Here is a 20,949-nt window from a genome sequence, read left to right as displayed (position 1 = left end):
AATCTCCTTACTGTTCTTCCTCTTCTGGTTCATCTTCTTCCTTGTTCAATTCAAGAACGCCATCTTTGACGGCATTTACGAAATAATCTTCGCGGCTGCCATCTGAAAGCTCTGCTTGAATATGCCAGGTCGGGACAAACATTTGACGATTTTCCGATACTTGTACATGGACGGAATAGCCCAAGTCTGTTTTATTGATGGTCAAGTCGCGTTCCAGTTCATTTTTTTGGTAAAGCGTGTGAATTGCCGTGATGGCAGTCACCAGTTCCTTTGGCTCCTGGTTTTCGATAATGTCGGTGTACATCGTTTGTTCGTAGCGGACAATATCCCCATCGTTGTTCCAATACACGGTCACTTTTCCATCCTCGCTAAAGTACAGCGTGTTGCCATCAAAGTTCTGGAAATAAACGGCTTTGTTTTGTTCTTCATCAATTTCCCATAGCTCGTAAGAAGTGCCTTCATGGACGACTTCTTCAACGAAAGCATCCAATGCTTCTGCACTTTCCGCTTCTCCTTCTGGTGAAACAGGTTCTTCATAAGCAACCTGCAGCTTTTTGCCGGCCTGCACACTGACTTGAACATTTCCTGTCGGTGCATCTTTCGCGGTGAACACTTTTGTTTCCCCACGAATATAAGGCATACCCTCGACATCTTCCGGGAGATTCGAATAGGTGATATCATCAGCATCCAGCTTATCATCCACCGTGGATTCCGAAAGTTCCTCTAAATTTTCTGCTTCTGTATAACGGTCCAAATACAAGGAGTATAAAAAGACATTTAAAATAGAAAAGACAATAATAAAGATGCTCTTGGTTTTATTCCAATCCAAGTTCACGGCCTCCTGTCAATTCACTCGTCAGTTCAGTCCACGCACCATCCGCTTTAAAATACCAGACCGGCTCGAAAGTGATCAGCAAACCGTCTTCACCGCGCGTCAGTTTATACGCGGGAGTAACATCCGTGATGGCGGATAAATCCTGGTTATCGATTTGTGCGATGGCGTCTAAAGCTTCTTCGCCGGAGGCAAGCACCGCCGTCGTGCTATCCACTTCCGAATCCAGTTGATAGACCGGCCGGTTATAGCTGTAAGCCTGCTCTTCCCCTTCATCTATTCCCCAAATAAGATCGAGCGACGCAGCAGTGGTCGAACTGAAGACCGGCAAATCTGCAAAATACAGCTGATACTTGATCTGCTGGTTCACGGAGTTCATGCCGGCGTAAATATATCGATCTGTCCAGCCGCCGTGTCCGTTCACGTAGTTGATGGAATCGAATACCAGATCCGATGGAATCGCTGGATCTGAGGTTTCCGCTCTCGGCTGAATGTAAAGGATGCTTTTGCTGTTCGGATTTTCTCTCATCAACGCACCAGAATCATCTGTATATTCCTGTGTTGTCAAATCTGCCGACAATGCCAACGCTGGGCCATCCAATAAAACTTCGGCAAATTGCGAAGTCGATGTTTCTTCCGGCAAATAATTGACAGTTGCTTTCTCGGCTTCGTCTGCCTGCACATAGACCGGCAAGGAGCCGATTGCCTCATTGGTGATATAAGTTTCGTATTCTGCAGCTTCTGCTAAGATATCCGTTTGGAATTGTCTCAGGTTTTGGGCTGGAATAGTGGCTTTATAAATTCTGCCGGAAACGGTATTGATAAAATAAATTGCCGGCTGGCCGTTGGCAGGTGCTTCCCATTCGATGACAATCCGATCAAATGACGACTCAGGAATCGTCGTATCGACGATGTTCGTCATCGTATCAAACACTGGCAAAGGAACAAGCCCTGGATAATAGACGACTGCCCGGTTTGAGCTGTGCATATAGGACTCCATCGTTTCAGGTGTCGCTTCTTCCTGCACCAGCCTTAAATCCTCAATCTGCCATTGCTCCAGTGCATCAAGCAGCAGTTGGACATTGCTTTGGTCGGTAGTTCCAGTAGCTGCTTCTCCGTTATGGAACAGCAATTTTACCGGGCGAACAATTTCCTCGGTGTTCTTGGTATCTGCAATCGGCTCATCGACTGTAGTCGACGGCTCAATCGTTTCGTGGGAAGGAGTAAATGTCCAGATGGTAAAAGTTAACGCCAGGCTGAGAAGGATCAGTAAAAATAGGGCAATCGATTTAATTTGCTCTACGTATTTCAATCCCACTCACCTCCACCATCATCCATCTCGAAAGGCAGCGTGAAGAAGATTGTTGTGCCTTTTCCATACTTGCTTTCCGCCCAAATAACCCCGCCATGCGCATTTATCATTTCTTTTGAAATGGCCAATCCTAAACCAGTGCCGCCCATTTCACGGGACCGCGCCCGGTCAACCCGGTAAAAACGATCGAAAATACGGTCCACGTTTTCTTTCGGGATTCCCATTCCTTGATCACTGATTTGGATCAATAGGAATCCTTCTTCCACCGTCATCCCGAAGCGGACTTTGCCGCCTTCCGGAGAATATTTCAAGGCATTGGAGATGATGTTATCAATCACTTGCGTCAATTTATCCGGATCGATTTCTACAAAATACTGTTCTTTCGGCAAATGCCGTTCAAAAAGGACTTTATGTGATTTCGACATTTCAAAACGGTCAATGATGCGATTGAAAAACACATTGAATTCGACCATTTCTTTGCTCAATTCGCTCTCGCTTGAATCCATTTTCGACAGCTTCAGCAAATCGTTGACAAGCCGGATCATCCGCTCGGTTTCTGTTTGCGTGACATTCAGGAAATTCGGTGCCAGATTCGGATCCTGCCATGCGCCATCAGCCAAAGCTTCCAAATAACTGCGCATCGTAGTTAACGGTGTCCGCAGTTCATGCGATACATTGGCCACAAATTCGCGGCGTTCCATATCGATTTTTTCCTGCTCTGTGTTGTCATGCAGTACCGCAATCAGTCCGTTGACAAATCCGGTTTCTTTTTGGATGACCGAAAACGTCGTCCGCAATAAGGTGCTTTGTTCGTACGAACTGAAATCAAGCGTCACCGCTTCTTTCATATCAATCAAATCTTCAAACGTATATTCTTCTTCCAGCCCCAAAATGCTCGTTACGGGGCGGTTAATCACCGTTTCACGTGAAACATTCAGCAATTGCAGCGCAGGATCGTTGATTAAAATAATTCGTCCCCGTCTGTCTGTGGACAGAACGCCATCTGTCATATTGGAAAGAACCGATGCCAGTTTTCGGCGTTCACTTTCCGTCGACTGCTGGGATTCCTGCAGCCTGTTGGTTAAATGGTTAAAGGCACGCGCGAGTTGTCCAATTTCGTCATCGCTGTAAACCCGTACTTTACGCGAGAAATTGCCTTTTGCCATCGCCTGCGCCTGTCTCCGCATATCCGCAATCGGCCGCGAAATGGTCTGGGCCACCAAGATCCCTAAAATTGCGGTTATGACCAGAGAAATTGCGGTTCCGACTGCGAGAATGGAGTTGATGTCATCCATCTGGTCATAGACATTTTCAACCTCTGCCACGACGTACAGGGTTCCAATTACTTCTCCGCCTGCTGCAATGATTGGCTGAGCACGCACCCAAATCCGCTCATCGCTTGCCTCATCGACAAAGGTTTGCTCCAGTTCAGTTTCTCCGATGATGGAACGCCGGACCAAATCGGTTGTCGAACGCTGCCCGACCAACGACTGGTTTTCGATGTCTGAAGATGCCAGAATGCTGTAGCGCGTATCGACGACTCGTATTTCAGTGATATCGGCTGACTGAAAGCCATACAGCACCGTCCGCAAAGTCTGCTCGAGCGTCGGATCTTCATCTGTGCGCTCTTTGATCATTTCTTCCCGGACACTGAATTCGATGATTTCCATCCGGTCTCTAATGGAGCCTTCAAAATTCCCTTTAAGTGTTTCTTCCAGCTGCTGCGCAAAGTAAAGTCCAATAATCTGCATGGCCAAAAGAATCAGCAATATATAAATTAAGACAAATTTTACATGTATCGATTTTAAAAAATTAACTTTTGACATTCACTTACTCCTGCTCAGGATTTCGTAAATAATACCCGACACCGCGGCGCGTCACGATCCACGCAGGATGGCTTGGGTTGTCTTCAATTTTTTCGCGCAGGCGTCGGATGGTAACATCCACTGTCCGGACATCGCCAAAATAATCATAGCCCCATACTGTCTGAAGCAAATGCTCGCGGGTCATAACTTGGCCAATATGTTTGCCCAGGTAATGAAGCAATTCAAATTCGCGGTGCGTCAACTCAATCGTTTCCTCACGCTTCAAAACAAGATAGGCATCCGGTTGAATCGTCAAAGAGCCGACCTGGATGTCATTTGAATTTTGCCCTTCGTCTTCAGCAGGCGCAATATTTTGGCGGCGCAAATTCGCCTTTACGCGAGCAATCAATTCACGCGTCGAAAAAGGCTTTGTGACATAATCATCCGCACCCAATTCGAGGCCAAGAACCTTGTCAATTTCCGAGTCTTTTGCCGTTAACATGATAATTGGAAAATCAAATTTTTTGCGGATTTCACGGCAAACTTCCATGCCGTCACGGTTCGGCAGCATAATATCCAACAGCATCAAGTCCGGCTGGATTTCTCCTGCAATCTTGATCGCTTCGTCTCCGTCGTAAGCACACACTACATTAAATCCTTCTTTTTTTAAGTTAAACTGCAGAATATCTGCAATCGGCTTCTCATCGTCTACAACCAATATTGTTTTACTCATCATTTTTCTCCCCTTTTTTCGTTCCGCTTACACCCTGTTTTTCCCATTGAACACTCTTTACTACCCTATACTTTATCATTCTTTAGGCCGTTTCGCACCTATTCAGCGGCTGTGTCCAAGCACCGGCTCGAGAAACCTTGAGAAGACTACTCAAGCTTCATTGTCATGCTACGGTTACATGCCCGTCTTTTCCCTGTCATATTCGCCACACACCGTTCTTCCCTCCTCTTTTTCTTTCCGAAAAAAGTAAACGGCAAAAAGCAGCCGCCTAATGGCGACTGCTTTCTGGAAAGTTTTTATGAATTATACTTTAGACTTTTGGTTAAGGCCCAGCCCTTTTTAGAAGAAAGTGTCCGACTGGAGCATTTCTTCCGGCCTGCTCTCCTTAAGTTTTAAGAAATTATCTCCAAACACTCGTAACAATGTTTGTTTGGTTGCGGTCAGGACCGACTGAGAAAATGGAAATCTGAACACCTGTCAATTGAGCGATGCGTTCCAGGTAATGGCGCGCATTTGCAGGAAGTTCGTCCAATGATTTGCAGCTTGTTACATCTTCCGACCAGCCTGGAAGCTCTTCGTATACCGGTTCGCACTCATCCAGCATACGCAGGTTTGCTGGGTATTCCGTGATCAATTCTCCCTGGTAGCGGTAAGCCGTACAAATTTTCACTGTATCAAGGCCTGTCAAAACGTCGATTGAGTTGACTGTCAAATCCGTCAAACCGCTGACGCGTCTTGCGTGGCGTACAACCACGCTGTCGAACCAGCCGATGCGGCGTGGACGTCCTGTTGTTGTTCCGTATTCTTTGCCGACTTCGCGGATCTGCTGGCCCACTTCATCGTGCAATTCTGTCGGGAACGGTCCGTCGCCGACGCGTGACGTGTAGGCTTTGCAGACACCGATAACGTGCTGGATTGTTGTCGGGCCAACACCTGCACCGATTGTTACTCCGCCCGCTACCGGGTTGGAAGATGTAACAAACGGGTAAGTTCCCTGATCGATATCGAGCATAACGCCTTGAGCGCCTTCAAACAGGACGCGCAGACCTGAGTCAATTGCATCATTCAACACTTTTGATGTGTCTGTTACGTATTTGGCGATTTCCTGGCCGTATGCATAATACTCTTCCATGATTTCTTCTACAGTAAAGCCTTCTGTTTCATAAAACTTCTCGAACAGACGGTTTTTCTCTTTCAGGTTCATGCGCAGTTTTTCTTCGAACACAACATGATCCAACAAATCCGCCATGCGAATTCCGACACGTGCTGCTTTGTCCATATAAGCAGGCCCGATGCCTTTGCCTGTTGTTCCGATTTTATTTGCTCCGCGGCGTTCTTCTTCCACTTCGTCCTGCTTGATGTGGTATGGCAATAAGACGTGTGCGCGGTTGGAAATGCGCAAGTTCTCTGTTGTCACTCCACGGTCATGAAGGCCTTTTAATTCTTTCACTAGCGCTTTCGGATCCACGACCATGCCGTTTCCGATTACTGATGTTTTATCTTTATAGAAAATCCCTGAAGGAATCAAATGCAATTTGTACGTTTCTCCACCAAAAATAATGGTATGTCCAGCGTTGTTCCCGCCTTGGTAACGTGCAATCACTTCTGCATGTTCAGATAGAAAATCAGTGATTTTCCCTTTTCCTTCGTCTCCCCATTGCGTTCCTACTACTACGACTGATGTCATCGTCCGCACCTCCGTTAGGCATATGCCCTGTCTCAAACAGTGTTTATTGTACCAATAGAACCGGCAATCGTCAATACAAAACAGAAGAAAACACGAACATATAAATGTGTTACCACATTTAATGTTCGTGTTTAAAAGTCTCCGCCGGATTCATGTTCGCTCCAGTCGATGGTGACGAATTTATTGTATTCTTTCACAAAAGCCAGTTTTACCGTACCGGTCGGGCCGTTACGCTGTTTGGCGATGATGATTTCAATCATGTTTTGGTCTTCGGTTTCTTTGTCGTAATAATCTTCGCGGTACAGAAAGGATACGATATCGGCATCCTGCTCAATACTTCCGGATTCACGCAAATCCGACATCATCGGCCGTTTGTCCTGCCGCTGCTCCACTCCACGGGACAGCTGAGACAAAGCGATGACCGGCACTTCCAGTTCACGCGCCAGCCCTTTTAGGGAACGGGAAATATCCGATACTTCCTGCTGGCGGTTTTCGCCGGATTTACCGGGTCCCGCTATCAATTGAAGGTAGTCGATCATGATCATGCCGAGGCCGTATTCCTGTTTCAGACGGCGGCATTTGGCGCGAATATCATTGACCCGGATTCCCGGTGTATCATCGATGAAGATTCCGGCATTCGACAAACTTCCCATAGCCATCGTCAGCTTGCGCCAGTCTTCGTTTTGAAGCGCACCGGTACGCAGCACCTGCGCATCGATATTGCCTTCCGCACAAAGCATACGCATGACCAGCTGCTCAGCACCCATCTCCAGACTGAAGATGGCGACGTTTTCGTCGGTTTTCGTCGCGACGTTCTGCGCAACGTTCAAAGCAAAAGCCGTCTTACCAACAGAAGGCCGTGCAGCCACGATGATGAGGTCGTTGCGCTGAAACCCTGCTGTTATCTTATCAAGGTCGCGGAAGCCTGTAGGGATGCCTGTGACGTCCCCTTTACGGGTATGCAGCAATTCGATGTTGTCGTAGGTCTTGACCAGGACATCTTTGATGTGGGTAAAGTCACCGGCTTTTTTCCGGCTCGAGACTTCCATCATTTTCTTTTCCGCTTCGGAAAGCAATGCTTCCACTTCGTCTTCACGTGTAAAGCCATCTTCCACAATCGTTGTCGCTACCCGGATGAGGCGGCGCAGCAGCGCTTTCTCTTCGACGATATGGGCATAATGCGCAACGTTTGCTGCTGTTGGTACGGCGTTGGCAATTTCCGTTAAGTACGATAAGCCGCCAACGTCTTCCAGTTCTTTTTTGACAGAAAGCTCTTCTGTCACGGTCACCACATCAATCGCTTTTCCGTGATCCGATAAATTCAGCATCGTCTGGAAAATCTTTTGATGGGCAATCCGGTAAAAATCCTCCGCCATGACGATTTCGGCAACCGTAATAAGAGAAGGCGGCTCTAAAAAGATGGCGCCAATTACCGATTGCTCGGCTTCATGGTTGTGCGGGGGGACACGATCTATCATTTCGTTCATTGGTCTCCCACCTTACGCTTCTTCAGTAACATGAACTCGAAGCGTAGCGGTCACATCATGATGCAGTTTTACTGGAATATTGGTATAGCCAAGTGCGCGGATTGCATCATCCAAATCCATTTTGCGCTTGTCTAATTTAATGCCGTGTTTTTTCTCAAGAGCTGTGGCTACCTGTTTTGTGGTGATCGATCCGAAAAGGCGTCCGCCTTCTCCGGATTTAGCCGTCAATTCGATGGTCAGGCTTTCCAGCTTTTCTTTCAGCTGTTCCGCTTCCTCGCGCTCATTATCGGCTTCTTTTTGTTCTTTTTTCTTCTGGCCGTCCAATTTGCTGATCGTTGCCTGGTTTGCTTCGATCGCCAAATTGTTTTTTAGCAGGAAGTTATGCGCGTAGCCATCCGCCACATTTTTAATTTCACCTTTTTTGCCTTTGCCTTTTACGTCTTTCAAGAATATCACTTTCATTCGTTTGTTCCTCCTTCATGAGCTTCCATAATAGCCGCTTTTAACTGCTCAACGGCTTCTTCTATTGTTGCATTCGGCATCTGGGTGGCTGCATTGGTTAAATGGCCCCCGCCGCCGAGATTCTCCATAATGATCTGGACATTTATTTCACCGAGCGACCGCGCACTGATGCCGATGCCGCCTTCTGAACGCTCAGCCACCACAAAGGATGCGTTGACGTCTTTCATCGTCAGCAGAATATCTGCTGTCTGTGCAATCAGAACCGGGCTGTAGACGCGGTCTGGCTCGCCTCTGGCAATGGCGATGCCGTCTCCGACAAATTCCACTGTCTGGACGATTTTCGCACGTTCTACGTACGTTTCCAGATCTTCTTTCAGAATGCGCTGGACGAGCACCGTATCGGCTCCATTCGAACGCAGATAAGACGCGGCTTCAAAAGTCCGTGCACCCGTCCTCAAGGTAAAGCTTTTGGTATCCACAATAATTCCAGCGAGCATTGCGGTCGCTTCCAGCATAGACAGTTTTTCGTGCTTCGGCTGGTATTCGATTAGCTCAGTCACCAGTTCAGCAGTCGAGGAAGCATAAGGCTCCATATAGACCAGCATCGTATTGGTGATAAATTCCTCGCCTCTCCGGTGGTGGTCGATTAAAACGACCCGTTCCATGCGCTGGAGGACCCGTTCATCGATAACCATGGACGGCTTGTGCGTATCCACCACAACAAGCAGTGAATGTTCGGTCATATCCGCCAGCGCTTCTTCCGGCGTGATAAACTGCTCAAACAGCTCAGGCGCGCCTTCAATCGCTTCCATGAGCCTCATGACACTGCGGTCATATTCATCAAAATCAATGATGATCCGGCCTTTGACTTTATTCATGGCAGCCATTTTGGCAACTCCGACTGCGGCGCCGATCGAATCCATATCGGGCATTTTATGGCCCATGACAAACACCTGGTCACTTTCCTGGATCAGGTCACGCAGCGCGTGTGAAATGACTCGTGCCCGGACCCGTGTCCGTTTTTCAACCGGGTTGGTCTTGCCGCCGTAAAATTTCACTTTTCCGCTCGGATGCTTGATGGCCACCTGATCCCCGCCACGGCCGAGTACCAGGTCCAGGCCTGATTGAGCCAGGCCGCCAAGTTCGACAAGTGATGCAGAGCCCGCACCTACCCCGATGCTCAAGGTCAATGCCAAATTGTCTTTGGCGGTGACTTCGCGAATATCATCCAGGATGGCGAACTTCGACAGCTCCAAGTCTTTCAAAATGGATTCATTAAAGACTGCCATAAAACGGTCGGACGCAATGCGTTTTACAAATACGCCATGATTAGCGCCCCATTGGTTAACGAGTGAAGTGACCAGGCTGTTTAGATTGCTGCGGGTCTGATCGTCCATGCCCTGCGCAAGCTCATCATAGTTATCGATGAATAAAATACCGATGACGGTACGGTCTGCATAATAAAGCGTCTCGATTTCCACTTGTTCCGTAATATCAAAAAGATAAAACAAGCGTTCATCCGATTTATAATAAACGCGGTACTTACGCTCCCCCAAAGCAATGGTCGCTTCTTTGGCTTCATCGGATTTCACAAGTGTATGAAAATCATCCGACAACGTGTAGAGAGACTCGCCGATCAGCGTATCGTACTCGAGAGTCGACGTCATATATGGATTTGCCCAGTCGATATCGTATTTTTCATTGACCAGCAAAATTCCGATCGGCATCTCAAGCAGTGCTTCTTCTCCGACTTTTTTCATCCGGTATGACAAAGTTTCAATGTGTTTTTCAGTAGCTTCATAAACTCTTCTTTCCGTCACCCAAGCTGCCGTAAAAGCAAGCGTAAAAAGCAGCGTAAAAATCCCAGCTGCCCATTCCGACCAAAGCGAAATCAGAATCGCTGCAGCCATACCAAGAGCCAGCAGCGCGATAAGCGGATATCGAAGTTTTCTTTTTCTAAAAAAAGCCGACATTATTCTTCAGCTCCTTATTTTCCTTTAAACTCGTGTGCCCGCTTGACCCAGCCCCGGATATCGAATCCAAGGTCTACGATTCCGACAATACTCGTAAATGACTGCAGCGGCAATGCCAATATTGTCACCAGCACTGTCACCCATTTTGGCCAGCCTTCCTGGTGGATATAGAAGTGATAGAAAGAAATACCTTGCAAAAACAGCAAGAATTGAAGCAGCACGGTTGCGTTCATGAAAATCATATATGCCATTGTTCCTGGTTCGAATTCCGATAACAAGGAAACAAGCAACACGATTAAATAATACCATAAAACAGATTTTGGCAATTTCATGCTGCGAAACGGCGGAAACTTAGGAGCCGCTATTCCAAGACGCTTTAAAATCGGCAGCAGGATCAGCAATAGGACCCATACTGACATGAAAACGCCCAGCACCAATAACACCGGCAACATAGTCTCAAACGAAAACTGCAGTTGCGCCACAAGTTCATTGTATTCTTCCATAGAAGTTTCAGAAGCCCCAAAACGCTCCATCATTGCACCCGTCTGCTCGTAGGATTGATCGAACATGGCCGAAAACTCTTCCAGTACGTTGATGCCAAAAAGTGCAATCGAAGCCACGTATTGGATCATCAAGGACACCAGCAAAACGATGCTGGCCCCCATAAACATAAATAATTTGCTTTTTTTATAATAAATCGAAATACCAATCGCCAATCCCAACGGCACATGAATCAATGCTAGCGGCACTGACAAGAGACCGCCGATGATAAAGGACAGCACCAGACAGACCGATGCGAAAAGCGCCGAAGCTTTCCACGGATACTTGGCGCTATACCAAGCGACCGGCAATGCTAGAATCAAAGTACTTACTATACTTAACACAGGCACGTATACCGAGATTGCCAGCAGGACGGTAAACACCGCGGCCATCATTGCCCCGTTTGTAAGTTGTCGCGTTTGTTGATTTTGCATATGACTGGTTTTTCCCCTCTTTCGGGCAGATTTCATCCTTGTAATTGTACCATGATTCAAGAACCTGAACAAAATGAGCGGTACCGGGGGGAAAGTACAGCTGCTCTAAAGCGGAAGATGACACAAAGCGTACAATTTTTTGATTTCTTAAAAAGGAATGTTCCTTACTTGGAGATTCCGCAAACTCTATGAGTTGAACTAATGATCTTCGCCTGCTGGCATTCCGCAAATCAGCTCCTCTTTCAGGGATGCGGGTCCTGCAGCTGGTGAGGCAGGACGTCGCAGCAGCACTCGTCTTTGCTCTACCCAAAGCGGTGGGTAAAATTTTGTTTCTTTAGTTTAACTTATATCATCATCTGCGCAACTTTTTTTAGTTTTTCACCATTGAACTAACCCATGCTATTTTTCAGGACAAAAAAAAAGACCGGTTTCCCGGTCTTTTTGAAATCATTGTCCAGACTCCAGCACCTATATTCCAGGCGCTTTCGCTTTTCTTTAATTATCTTTCTTCCGCAACAAACGGTAGAAGTGCCATGATACGTGAGCGTTTGATAGCGATTGTCAACTTACGTTGCCATTTAGCGCTAGTGCCTGTAACACGACGTGGCAAGATTTTTCCTCTTTCAGAAATGAATTTCTTCAAAAGGTCAGTATCTTTATAGTCAATGTGCGTGATGTTGTTGGAAGTGAAGTAACAAACCTTTTTCCGTTTTTTTCCTCCGCGACGTGGTGCCATATCGAATTACCTCCTTTACTTAAAAGTTGATCGTCAGATTCAATTCATCTTAGAACGGCAAATCGTCATCCGATACTTCTATCGGGCCGCTGCCGCTTGAGAATGGATCTTCATCTACACGGGTATGATTTTGCTGACTTGGGCTCGGTGATTGGTTGTTCTGTTGATAGGAAGGCTGCTGTCCTTGTGAACGGTCCGTATTGGCGCTTTTCGGTTCAAGAAATTGAACACTGTCCGCCACTACTTCTGTCGTATAAACGCGTTTCCCGTCTTGTCCCTCGTAGCTACCTGTCTGGATGCGGCCTTCAACGCCAGCCAAGCTTCCTTTTTTCAGGAAATTTGCTGTGTTTTCAGCTTGTTTGCGCCAAACGGTACAATTAATGAAATCAGTTTCGCGTTCACCTTGAGCATTCGAGAATGTCCGGTTTACAGCTAATGTAAAACGGGCAACTGCCGCGCCGCTTGGTGTGTAACGAAGATCTGGATCTTTTGTCAGTCTTCCGACTAAAACAACTCGGTTAATCATCAGAATTCAACCTCCTTCAAGTCAAAAAAATTGCAGTGCCAGTATCCTGTTTACGCGTCTTTGCGTACAGCGATATGACGAATAATGTCTTCGTTAATGTTCGCAAGACGTGTGTATTCGTTGATAGCTTCAGAACCAGCGTTTACTTTTACGATCTGGTAGAAACCTTCACGTAAATCGTTGATTTCATAAGCTAAACGACGTTTACCCCACTCTTTCGACTCGATGATTTCAGCACCGTTAGAAGTAAGGATGTCGTTGAAACGCTCAACTAGAGTTTTCTTCGCTTCCTCTTCAATTGCAGGCTGAATGATATACATTAATTCATATTCTCTCATCGTGTTGTCACCTCCTCATGGACTTGGGCCCTGCTGTATCCAGCGGGCAAGGAGCAAGCAATTCATAAATATTACTCACATCACTGTATTGTATCACAACTCACATAGGCTCGCAAGTATGATTTTACAGGCTAAATCCTCTATACTTCTTCATATACATTAAAGGACGTGAAGCCATGACACCTTCCCACATCATTGAATTGAAAATAGACGAAATAGCGCCTAAAGCACTTTGGTTCAACGTTTTTTTGCTGGTGGCATTTGCAGCGGCCTATCATTTTTTCAACGAACCCTTAGTATTCCATTTTTCCTTGGGCGGAATCCTCTTTTTTCTGATTGGCTACGTGGTGTTGATAGTGGTTCATGAAGTTTTCCATTTAATCGGTTTTGTAGTCTTTGGAAAAGTCCCGGTTTCTTCATTGAATTATGGCATCAGTTTGAAAATGGGCATCGCTTATGCCACCACCAGCCGCCCTGTCCAAAATCATGCCATGCGCAAAGTTCTGCTGCTGCCGTTTTGGACCACGGCCTTCTTTCCCACTGTATTGGGCTTTTGGTTCGACAGCCAAGTGCTGGTCCTGTTGGGTGCGATGCTGACGGCAGGCGCTTTCGGCGACTTTGTCATGTTCTGTGAATTGCGCAAAGAAAAAAACGCGGCCTGGATCATCGATGATCCATCACTGCCGCGCCTTCATGTTTACGATAGCTATCCTGAATCCGAAAGCGGCGACTAACAGCGGCGCTTTTTCTATATAACAGAATAGGCAACATCCCATTTTCCTGTTGGAATCTGTTCTTTCAGCAGCTTTTCGTCTTTTGCAATATAAACCACTGTTTCCATAACTTTGCCGCTAGCTTCTACCTCAATTGCCACTTTATCGTATAGATCTTTTTCGGGGTTTCCAGAATAATCCTCCAGGTAATCCAACGCCGGCCAAAGGACATCCGGAATTTCATAGACTTCCCCTTCAACTTGTCCGCTGCCCGCTAAAGCCATGGCCGGGTAGCCCAGTCCTGTATCATACAAACTTCCTTTTGCCGTCGCGTGTTCCTCCACTAATTCCGCTTCTTCCAAATAACAATGATACTTCCCGCCGCGTTTCAGCGTTCCGTATGCAAATAACAACATTTCCTATTCCTCCATGCAAAAACCGGATGCAACAATGCACCCGGTTATTTTTTAGTTTTGTGGTACTGCAAATCTGAACTTCCGATGAATATAACGGTCGTTTCCGCTTTTAGTTATCCAGCTGCAGCGACCTGCTCCTCGGGTCGTAAGCCACTCTGGCTGTGCGGCAAAAATACGCCGCTTCGCCAGATCGTCTTACGCCTGTCGGAGCATGACGGTCGTTTCCGCTTTTAGACTTATCCAGCTGCGGCACCTAGTCCCTCGAGTCGCTTCGACCCTGCCTGCAATGGCAAAGTACGCCATTACCTGCAGGGTCTCCAGCGCTTGTCGGGACTGGACAGGCGCCTCCGCTTTTAGACGTTAAATCTAAATAGCATTACGTCGCCGTCTTTGACGATGTATTCTTTGCCTTCTTGACGCACTTTCCCTGCTTCTTTAGCTGATGCCATTGATCCGGCTTCGACCAGTTCTTCGTAGGCAACCGTTTCGGCACGGATAAATCCGCGTTCAAAGTCAGAGTGGATAACGCCGGCACATTGTGGTGCTTTCATGCCTTTTTTGAATGTCCATGCACGCACTTCCTGAACGCCTGCAGTAAAGTAAGTTGCTAATCCAAGGAGGCTGTATGAAGCTTTGACCAATTGGTCCAACCCAGACTCTTTAATGCCCAGCTCTTCAAGGAACATTTCTTTTTCCTCGTCTTCAAGTTCAGCCATTTCTTCCTCGATCTTTGCACAAATCACGATCACATCTGCATTGTCCTTAGCGGCGAACTCGCGAACCTTTTGAACATATTCGTTGTTATCGGCATCTGCGATTTCATCTTCAGAAACGTTTGCTACGTAGAGCATCGGTTTAAGTGTCAATAGGTTCAAACCTTTGGCAATGCGCAGTTCATCTTCTGTGAAGTCGATTGAACGCGCCAAATCTCCGTTTTCAAAAGCTTCACGCAACTTCATCAAGACAGGTTCTTCAGCAACCGCATCTTTATCTTTTTGCTTCACCAATTTTGCAGCACGTGCAATGCGTTTTTCGATGCTTTCCATATCTGCCAATACCAATTCCAGGTTAATGACTTCAATATCAGAAATTGGATCTACTTTACCTGTTACGTGCGTAATGTTGTCGTCAGCGAAGCAACGAACCACTTGGCAGATTGCGTCAACTTCACGGATGTGGGACAAGAACTTGTTCCCAAGGCCTTCGCCTTTGCTGGCGCCTTCAACAATTCCTGCAATATCGGTAAATTCGAAAGCCGTTGGCACGGTTTTTTTCGGATCCACCAATTCCGTCAATTTATCAAGACGCTCATCCGGAACTTCAACAATCCCGACGTTTGGATCTATTGTACAGAACGGGTAGTTTGCCGCTTCAGCGCCCGCTTTCGTAATTGCATTAAATAATGTGGATTTCCCCACGTTTGGTAATCCTACAATCCCTGCAGTTAATGCCATAGGATGCACAACCTTTCCTCTATATCAAACGAATTATTTTTTACACAACCATTTCATTATAAGAACGAAACCTGAAATTGTCCATTTTTCATTCCGCTTCGGCTTTAACCAAAACTTTTTTCATTTTTTTATTGAATTCCACGCGCGGCAGCATGACACTGTGCTGGCAGCCCTCACATTTAATCCGGACGTCAGCTCCCATGCGGATAATTTTCCACGCATTGGCTCCACACGGATGGCCTTTTTTCATTTCAACTATATCGTTCAGCCCAAACTCCTTCATTTCCACGAGTCTGCCTCCCTCTATTAAACTTTCACGTCTTTTCCTGTTGCAGCTTCTTCTGGAGAACGCTGCATCATTACCATGCGCGGATATGGAATTTCAACCCCGCGTTGATCCAGAAAATCTTTCAAATCACGGCGCATCCCCCTGGCTACAGCAAAATGCTGCATCGGCAAGGTTTCTGCGGTGATCCGCATGACGATTTCCGTGGTTGTTAAGTTTTGGACCCCTAACAATTCTGCCGGTTTGATGATTTGTTCATAACGATCCTGCAAGCTGTCCAAAAACTCCATGATCAAGCTTTCCACACGCGTAATATCCGATTCATACGAAATATTGACATCGACCACTGCAATGGAATTATGGATTGAAAAATTTACAACATCCGTAATCGTGCCGTTCGGAAAAATAAACAACTCTCCGGTCCAAGCCTTTACTTTTGTCGTCCGCAATCCAATTTCTTCTACAGTTCCCTCAGCAGCACCAATCCGGACATAATCTCCTACCGAAAATTGATCTTCAAAAATAATAAAGAATCCGGTGATGACATCACGCACCAAGTTCTGGGCACCAAAACCGATGGCCAGCCCCAGAACCCCTGCCCCGGCGATCAAGCCGGTAATATCAATTGTAAACGTTGACAGGATCGAAACACCCGCTATGAAATAAACGACATACGCCACGACATTCGATAATAGTTTCGATAAAGTTTGCTGCCGCCGCTCGTTATAAAGCATCGGACCTTTAATTCGTACCGAAAAAGTTTTCCGGATCAACACACGCAGTACTTTCACCAAAACTACCGCAGCTATTGTTATCAAGACCACTTTCAGAAAAATGACGATTAGGCCTATCCACATTGCTTCATCTGAAAGCACACTTAGAATTTGTTGTGTTATTTTTCCAACATTCACTCTTTCACCTTCACATCAAATTGAATTTATAAATAATGGTAACTACAATTCCGACAACCAATATACCCGGCAGCAAGTTCGCCACTCTAATTTTTGTGACACCCATCATATTCAAACCAATCGCGGCAATCATAACGCCGCCCGTGGCACTCATTTCCATAATGAACATATCAAGCGCATCAGCAGGTATGGCAAGGCTGATTTGAGTTGCAAACAAAGCGATCAACCCTTGATAGACAAATACCGGAATGGCTGCAAGCAAGACTCCAAAACCCAGTGTAGAAGCCAGGACGATGGACGTAAATCCATCAATAATTCCTTTCGAAATCAACACACCGTGCTCATTGCTCAAGCCGCTTTCCATGGCCCCAATAATCCCCATCGCACCAATTACAAAGATCAATGTTGCAGTAACAAATCCTTGAGCGATGCTGCCTTTGCTTTCTTTTGCTCCCAGCATGCGTTCAATCCAATGGCCGAACGCATTCAGTTTGCCGTCTATATCTGACCATTCTCCAATGACCGCACCCAGCACTAAGCTAATGATGACAATGACAAAGTTTTGGCTTTCAAATCCCATCTGCAGTCCGAGAACTACTACTGCAAGTCCAATTACATACATGACCGTTTCTTTCATCTTCTCAGGAATATTGCGAAGCGCTCTCCCAAGAATAGTTCCCACAACAATTAAAAGCGCATTTATCAACGTCCCAAAGAGAACCACTGCTTTTCTCCCCCTTACACTAGGCTCTACTTACCGGCTGGCTCTCTTCTCCCTCTTTTTAATAGAGAATAAATCACTGTGTTCTGACTAGCCGTGTATTTCATCTATCAAAAACAGAACCTATTCCCCTTTTCCGGGAAATAGGCACTCGTCAGCTTAGCAATTCTAAAATACGCTCTAAATCGTCTTCTGAGAAAAATTCAATTTCGATCTTGCCTTTGTTCTTGTTTTTCTTAATTTGTACATTTGTACCAAAACGATCTCTAAGTTCAGATTGTTTTTCTTCTATAAAAATATCTTTCTTTTTTTCAATTGTTTCACGTGGAACATCTTCATTTAACCGCTGTACCAAATTCTCCAACTGACGCACATTGAGATTTTCTTTAACCACTTTTTCAGCTGTCTCCGGAATCAGTTTCTTGCTTCTCAATCCCAATAACGTACGGCCGTGGCCCATTGACAGTTCCTTGTCAGAGATTAGTTTGCGGACGTTTTGAGGCAAAGCTAACAGGCGTACATGGTTTGCAATATGAGGACGGCTTTTCCCTAAGCGGAAAGCCAGCTGTTCCTGAGTCAAATTCAATGCTTCCATCAGTTTCTGGTAAGCTTCCGCTTCTTCAATTGGCGTTAAGTCTTCCCGTTGAAGGTTTTCTAGTATAGCAAGTTCCATCATTTGCTGATCTGTCAACTCTTTGATAATAGCTGGAACTTCTTTTAATTTGATCAATTTAGCTGCGCGGAAACGGCGTTCGCCTACGACCAATTCAAACTTTTCGCCAGCTTTTCTTACAACAATCGGCTGCAAAATCCCGTGTTCTTTTATGGATTCCGCCAATTCCTCTAATGCTGCCTGGTCAAAAATTTTCCGTGGCTGGTACGGATTTGTGCGGATTTCACCGACACTGATTTGATTCACTTTGTCCGCTTCATTGATTGTTTCGCCAGGAAACAATGCATTAATGCCTTTTCCCAATCCTTTAGCCATTATGAATCACTTCCTTCGCCAATTCTAAATACACTTCTGCGCCTCTGGATTTTGGATCATAGATAATAATTGGCTCTCCGTGGCTCGGTGCTTCACTCAATCTTACGTTTCTTGGAATGATCGTTTTATAAACTTTGTCCTGAAAATATTTTTTCACTTCTTCGATGACTTGAATTCCCAAGTTCGTCCGGGCATCTAACATGGTTAATAGGACACCATCAATCATTAAATCATGATTTAAATGCTTTTGCACTAAGCGAATAGTACTTAATAATTGGCTTAGTCCTTCTAACGCATAGTACTCGCATTGCACAGGGATAATAATTGCATCGGAAGCTGTCAGCGAATTTAATGTCAGCAACCCTAAAGATGGCGGGCAATCAATGATTATGTAATCGTACATATCTTTGACTTCTTCCAGGGCATTTTTCAAGCGGGCTTCTCTTGAAATGGTGGACACCAGTTCAATTTCAGCTCCGGCTAATGAAATCGTGGCAGGAACCACGTGCAAATTTTCTACTTTCGTTTCCATAATTGTGCTTTTCACATCTACATCGTCAATTAACACTTCGTAGATGCACTGATTGACATCCCCTTTGTTTACTCCCACTCCACTAGTGGCATTTCCTTGAGGATCGATATCTATTAACAGAACTTTTTTGCCTAAATAAGCAAGGCAGGCACTTAAGTTCACTGAAGACGTTGTTTTTCCTACGCCGCCCTTTTGATTGGCGATCGCAATAGTTCTACCCACACTTGCACCAACTTTCTTTAATACTCTCTTCATTTTACTGCGGAACCCTTATTTTAGCTATTTTGTTAGGTTCCCATTTTCTTATTGTATCAAAATTTTTCAACAATACGATGACAAAGCCATTAAAAAAACTCTTTCCATACTGGAAAGAGCAATTTATGATTTCTTTTTCGGAATTTTCACCGTGATTTGATAATATTCTTCATGCTCTTCTTCCTCCGTGGACAAATCGATGCCGCTTTGGGAAACCATATTCAATGACTCTTTGATGGTGTTCATGGCAATTCGCACATCTCTGCTGACTGCTTTTCTGCGTGCCTTCGGTTTCTGGGGTTCTGTGGAAAGCAATTTTGCCACTTTCACTTCCAGCTGCTTTACATTCAAGCTTTCTTCGACTGTTTCATCAAATAGCCGTTTCTGCATTTCCGCATCTTTCACCTGCAGCAGCGCTCGAGCATGCCGTTCAGTCAGCAGGCGATTCAGCAAAGCCGTTTGAATCTCCTCCGGCAATTTCAATAGCCGCAGCTTATTGGCTACAGTAGACTGCCCTTTGCCAAGACGCTGAGCCAATGCCTCCTGCGTAATTTCCTGTATCTCTAACAGATTTTGATAGGCGTGAGCCTCTTCTATTGAAGTCAGTTCTTCCCGCTGAAGATTTTCGATCAGGGCAATGGACGCAGTTTCCTTATCACTCAGGTTACGGATAATGGCCGGGACTTCTTTCCAATCAAGTGATTTCATTGCACGGAAGCGACGTTCTCCAGCAATGATTTCATACTCCCCTTCAGTGCCGGATTTTCGGACAACAATCGGCTGGATGACTCCATGGACATGGATCGTTCTCGCCAATTCTTCAATCTTCTCCTGGTCAAAGACTGTTCTTGGCTGAAATTTGTTGGCGTGTATTTTGTCGAGCGGCAACTTCAAGACTTCTTCTGAAGATTTGGGTTCTGCCGCTTCTTTCTTCGCTGTCTCATTTGCTTTATCTCCGCCTCCGAAGAAACGGGAAAAAGGACTTTTCATCCTCAAGCACCACCTTTTACTTGCTCACTATGCTGCTGAATCTAAATCACTGATGTTCCTAGAAAGTAAAATGTTTCACGTGAAACATTAAGAAATTGGGGATTTGTTTGGAACGCCCGCTTTTCTCGGGTATTTCTTTGGCGTTTCTTTGAACTTTTTGAAAACCTGAATATAACGCTCGCTTTCTTCTATCGGCAAAAGGAAAGAATACACCGCATCCAATTTCACACCTAATTTCTGCAATGCTTTTTCTGCGTCGTCCAATTCGTCTGCAGCAGATGCGGCTTTCATTGCCGCGAACACTCCACCTTTTTTAACAAGGGGCACACATAATTCAGCCAAAACTGACAATCTGGCTACAGCACGTGCGGTAACCAAGTCATAACTTTCACGGTGCGGGGACTGGCCAAAGTCTTCTGCTCTTGAATGGACGAACTTTACCTTATTAAGTTCAAGCTTGTCGCTCAAATGCTCCAGAAACTGAATGCGTTTGTTCAAGGAATCCACAATCGTCACTTCGATATGGGGAAAACAAATTTTTAGTGGGATGCTGGGGAATCCGGCGCCAGCTCCTACGTCGCAAAGCTTTATCGCCTTTGTAAAATCCAAATAGAACGCGGCAGTGATCGAGTCATAAAAGTGCTTTAAGTAAACGGCTGGCTGCTCCGTAATTGCCGTCAGGTTCATCTTTTCATTCCATTCGACCAATTCCTTGTAATAAATCCGGAATTGCTCCAGCTGCTGTTCGGTCAAGAGGATCCCTTTTTCACTGAGGGCATCTTTAAACTGTTGTTCATTCAATCCTGCTTCCTCCCCCT

General features: G+C 45.7%; 22 protein-coding genes. 1 reads left to right on the top strand and 21 read right to left on the bottom strand.

Going from position 1 to position 20,949, the window contains the following annotated elements:
• Positions 1-7 precede the first annotated feature (7 nt).
• The 12 genes from QOZ98_RS09940 to rpsF form a co-directional block, all read right to left on the bottom strand.
• Positions 8-829: a two-component system regulatory protein YycI gene (locus QOZ98_RS09940; protein ID WP_308787300.1), complete on the bottom strand. Its 822-nt coding sequence runs from the start codon at positions 827-829 to the stop codon at positions 8-10.
• Entirely contained in the window at positions 816-2,150 is a 1,335-nt protein-coding gene (locus QOZ98_RS09935; protein WP_308787299.1) for a YycH family regulatory protein, read from the bottom strand. The genes QOZ98_RS09940 and QOZ98_RS09935 overlap by 14 nt, the downstream gene beginning before the upstream one ends.
• Positions 2,141-3,970, bottom strand: coding sequence for a cell wall metabolism sensor histidine kinase WalK (gene walK, locus QOZ98_RS09930; RefSeq protein WP_308787298.1), 1,830 nt, complete (start codon positions 3,968-3,970; stop codon positions 2,141-2,143). The genes QOZ98_RS09935 and walK overlap by 10 nt, the downstream gene beginning before the upstream one ends.
• A gap of 4 nt (positions 3,971-3,974) precedes the next feature.
• The gene (yycF, locus tag QOZ98_RS09925; protein WP_142830287.1) at positions 3,975-4,682 is read right to left on the bottom strand and encodes a response regulator YycF; all 708 of its coding nucleotides are present in this window, start codon (positions 4,680-4,682) and stop codon (positions 3,975-3,977) included.
• Positions 4,683-5,082: 400 nt separating this feature from the next.
• A complete protein-coding gene (locus QOZ98_RS09920) occupies positions 5,083-6,369 on the bottom strand; it encodes an adenylosuccinate synthase (RefSeq protein ID WP_308787297.1) in 1,287 nt (428 codons plus the stop codon).
• Positions 6,370-6,500: 131 nt separating this feature from the next.
• Complete coding sequence (gene dnaB, locus QOZ98_RS09915) at positions 6,501-7,856, bottom strand: replicative DNA helicase (RefSeq protein WP_142830291.1); 1,356 nt, start codon at positions 7,854-7,856, stop codon at positions 6,501-6,503.
• A gap of 12 nt (positions 7,857-7,868) precedes the next feature.
• Positions 7,869-8,318 (bottom strand): 50S ribosomal protein L9, encoded by a 450-nt coding sequence (rplI, locus tag QOZ98_RS09910; protein ID WP_308787296.1) that lies wholly within the window; start codon positions 8,316-8,318, stop codon positions 7,869-7,871.
• Positions 8,315-10,291, bottom strand: a complete 1,977-nt coding sequence (locus QOZ98_RS09905; protein WP_308787295.1) for a DHH family phosphoesterase — start codon at positions 10,289-10,291, stop codon at positions 8,315-8,317. The genes rplI and QOZ98_RS09905 overlap by 4 nt, the downstream gene beginning before the upstream one ends.
• A gap of 14 nt (positions 10,292-10,305) precedes the next feature.
• Complete coding sequence (locus tag QOZ98_RS09900; protein ID WP_308787294.1) at positions 10,306-11,265, bottom strand: YybS family protein; 960 nt, start codon at positions 11,263-11,265, stop codon at positions 10,306-10,308.
• A gap of 499 nt (positions 11,266-11,764) precedes the next feature.
• Complete coding sequence (gene rpsR, locus QOZ98_RS09895) at positions 11,765-12,001, bottom strand: 30S ribosomal protein S18 (protein WP_006830564.1); 237 nt, start codon at positions 11,999-12,001, stop codon at positions 11,765-11,767.
• Positions 12,002-12,050: 49 nt separating this feature from the next.
• The gene (gene ssb / locus QOZ98_RS09890) at positions 12,051-12,527 is read right to left on the bottom strand and encodes a single-stranded DNA-binding protein (RefSeq protein ID WP_308787293.1); all 477 of its coding nucleotides are present in this window, start codon (positions 12,525-12,527) and stop codon (positions 12,051-12,053) included.
• A gap of 50 nt (positions 12,528-12,577) precedes the next feature.
• Positions 12,578-12,865, bottom strand: a complete 288-nt coding sequence (gene rpsF, locus QOZ98_RS09885) for a 30S ribosomal protein S6 (RefSeq protein WP_038705253.1) — start codon at positions 12,863-12,865, stop codon at positions 12,578-12,580.
• Between the two features lie 176 nt (positions 12,866-13,041).
• Here rpsF and QOZ98_RS09880 point away from each other — a divergent pair, with 176 nt between their 5' ends.
• A complete protein-coding gene (locus QOZ98_RS09880) occupies positions 13,042-13,599 on the top strand; it encodes a DUF3267 domain-containing protein (RefSeq protein WP_308787292.1) in 558 nt (185 codons plus the stop codon).
• Positions 13,600-13,613: 14 nt separating this feature from the next.
• Here the strand turns inward: QOZ98_RS09880 and QOZ98_RS09875 are convergent, their stop codons facing one another.
• From QOZ98_RS09875 to rsmG, 9 genes are all read right to left on the bottom strand, one after another.
• A complete protein-coding gene (locus QOZ98_RS09875) occupies positions 13,614-13,994 on the bottom strand; it encodes a gamma-glutamylcyclotransferase family protein (RefSeq protein WP_308787291.1) in 381 nt (126 codons plus the stop codon).
• Between the two features lie 353 nt (positions 13,995-14,347).
• Complete coding sequence (gene ychF, locus QOZ98_RS09870) at positions 14,348-15,448, bottom strand: redox-regulated ATPase YchF (RefSeq protein ID WP_142830307.1); 1,101 nt, start codon at positions 15,446-15,448, stop codon at positions 14,348-14,350.
• Positions 15,449-15,536: 88 nt separating this feature from the next.
• Positions 15,537-15,737: a DUF951 domain-containing protein gene (locus QOZ98_RS09865; protein ID WP_142830309.1), complete on the bottom strand. Its 201-nt coding sequence runs from the start codon at positions 15,735-15,737 to the stop codon at positions 15,537-15,539.
• Between the two features lie 17 nt (positions 15,738-15,754).
• Entirely contained in the window at positions 15,755-16,645 is an 891-nt protein-coding gene (locus tag QOZ98_RS09860; protein ID WP_308787290.1) for a mechanosensitive ion channel family protein, read from the bottom strand.
• A gap of 10 nt (positions 16,646-16,655) precedes the next feature.
• Positions 16,656-17,369: a DUF554 domain-containing protein gene (locus tag QOZ98_RS09855; RefSeq protein ID WP_308787289.1), complete on the bottom strand. Its 714-nt coding sequence runs from the start codon at positions 17,367-17,369 to the stop codon at positions 16,656-16,658.
• A gap of 151 nt (positions 17,370-17,520) precedes the next feature.
• On the bottom strand, positions 17,521-18,354 hold the full coding sequence (locus QOZ98_RS09850; RefSeq protein ID WP_142830315.1) for a ParB/RepB/Spo0J family partition protein: 834 nt from the start codon (positions 18,352-18,354) through the stop codon (positions 17,521-17,523).
• Entirely contained in the window at positions 18,347-19,108 is a 762-nt protein-coding gene (locus tag QOZ98_RS09845; protein WP_142830346.1) for a ParA family protein, read from the bottom strand. The genes QOZ98_RS09850 and QOZ98_RS09845 overlap by 8 nt, the downstream gene beginning before the upstream one ends.
• A gap of 156 nt (positions 19,109-19,264) precedes the next feature.
• Positions 19,265-20,131 (bottom strand): nucleoid occlusion protein, encoded by an 867-nt coding sequence (noc, locus tag QOZ98_RS09840; protein WP_308787288.1) that lies wholly within the window; start codon positions 20,129-20,131, stop codon positions 19,265-19,267.
• An 87-nt stretch (positions 20,132-20,218) separates the two neighbouring features.
• The gene (gene rsmG, locus QOZ98_RS09835; protein ID WP_308787287.1) at positions 20,219-20,932 is read right to left on the bottom strand and encodes a 16S rRNA (guanine(527)-N(7))-methyltransferase RsmG; all 714 of its coding nucleotides are present in this window, start codon (positions 20,930-20,932) and stop codon (positions 20,219-20,221) included.
• Positions 20,933-20,949: the final 17 nt, after the last annotated feature.

Origin of the sequence: Planomicrobium stackebrandtii (genome assembly GCF_030814955.1) — a bacterium.
Classification (GTDB): Bacteria; Bacillota; Bacilli; order Bacillales_A; family Planococcaceae; genus Planococcus; species Planococcus stackebrandtii.
Note: the sequence above shows the minus strand (reverse complement) of the source record. Positions and strands in the feature narration are given on the sequence as shown.

What these genes read in the sequence shown, in the direction of transcription:
- QOZ98_RS09920 (WP_308787297.1), bottom strand. Translation starts at nt 6,369, where the DNA reads ATGACATCAGTCGTAGTAGTAGGAACGCAATGGGGAGACGAAGGAAAA.
- walK (WP_308787298.1), bottom strand. Translation starts at nt 3,970, where the DNA reads ATGTCAAAAGTTAATTTTTTAAAATCGATACATGTAAAATTTGTCTTA.
- yycF (WP_142830287.1), bottom strand. Translation starts at nt 4,682, where the DNA reads ATGAGTAAAACAATATTGGTTGTAGACGATGAGAAGCCGATTGCAGAT.
- rpsF (WP_038705253.1), bottom strand. Translation starts at nt 12,865, where the DNA reads ATGAGAGAATATGAATTAATGTATATCATTCAGCCTGCAATTGAAGAG.
- noc (WP_308787288.1), bottom strand. Translation starts at nt 20,131, where the DNA reads ATGAAAAGTCCTTTTTCCCGTTTCTTCGGAGGCGGAGATAAAGCAAAT.
- ssb (WP_308787293.1), bottom strand. Translation starts at nt 12,527, where the DNA reads ATGATTAACCGAGTTGTTTTAGTCGGAAGACTGACAAAAGATCCAGAT.
- QOZ98_RS09905 (WP_308787295.1), bottom strand. Translation starts at nt 10,291, where the DNA reads ATGTCGGCTTTTTTTAGAAAAAGAAAACTTCGATATCCGCTTATCGCG.
- rpsR (WP_006830564.1), bottom strand. Translation starts at nt 12,001, where the DNA reads ATGGCACCACGTCGCGGAGGAAAAAAACGGAAAAAGGTTTGTTACTTC.
- dnaB (WP_142830291.1), bottom strand. Translation starts at nt 7,856, where the DNA reads ATGAACGAAATGATAGATCGTGTCCCCCCGCACAACCATGAAGCCGAG.
- ychF (WP_142830307.1), bottom strand. Translation starts at nt 15,448, where the DNA reads ATGGCATTAACTGCAGGGATTGTAGGATTACCAAACGTGGGGAAATCC.
- rplI (WP_308787296.1), bottom strand. Translation starts at nt 8,318, where the DNA reads ATGAAAGTGATATTCTTGAAAGACGTAAAAGGCAAAGGCAAAAAAGGT.
- QOZ98_RS09850 (WP_142830315.1), bottom strand. Translation starts at nt 18,354, where the DNA reads ATGGCTAAAGGATTGGGAAAAGGCATTAATGCATTGTTTCCTGGCGAA.
- QOZ98_RS09880 (WP_308787292.1), top strand. Translation starts at nt 13,042, where the DNA reads ATGACACCTTCCCACATCATTGAATTGAAAATAGACGAAATAGCGCCT.
- QOZ98_RS09900 (WP_308787294.1), bottom strand. Translation starts at nt 11,265, where the DNA reads ATGCAAAATCAACAAACGCGACAACTTACAAACGGGGCAATGATGGCC.
- QOZ98_RS09875 (WP_308787291.1), bottom strand. Translation starts at nt 13,994, where the DNA reads ATGTTGTTATTTGCATACGGAACGCTGAAACGCGGCGGGAAGTATCAT.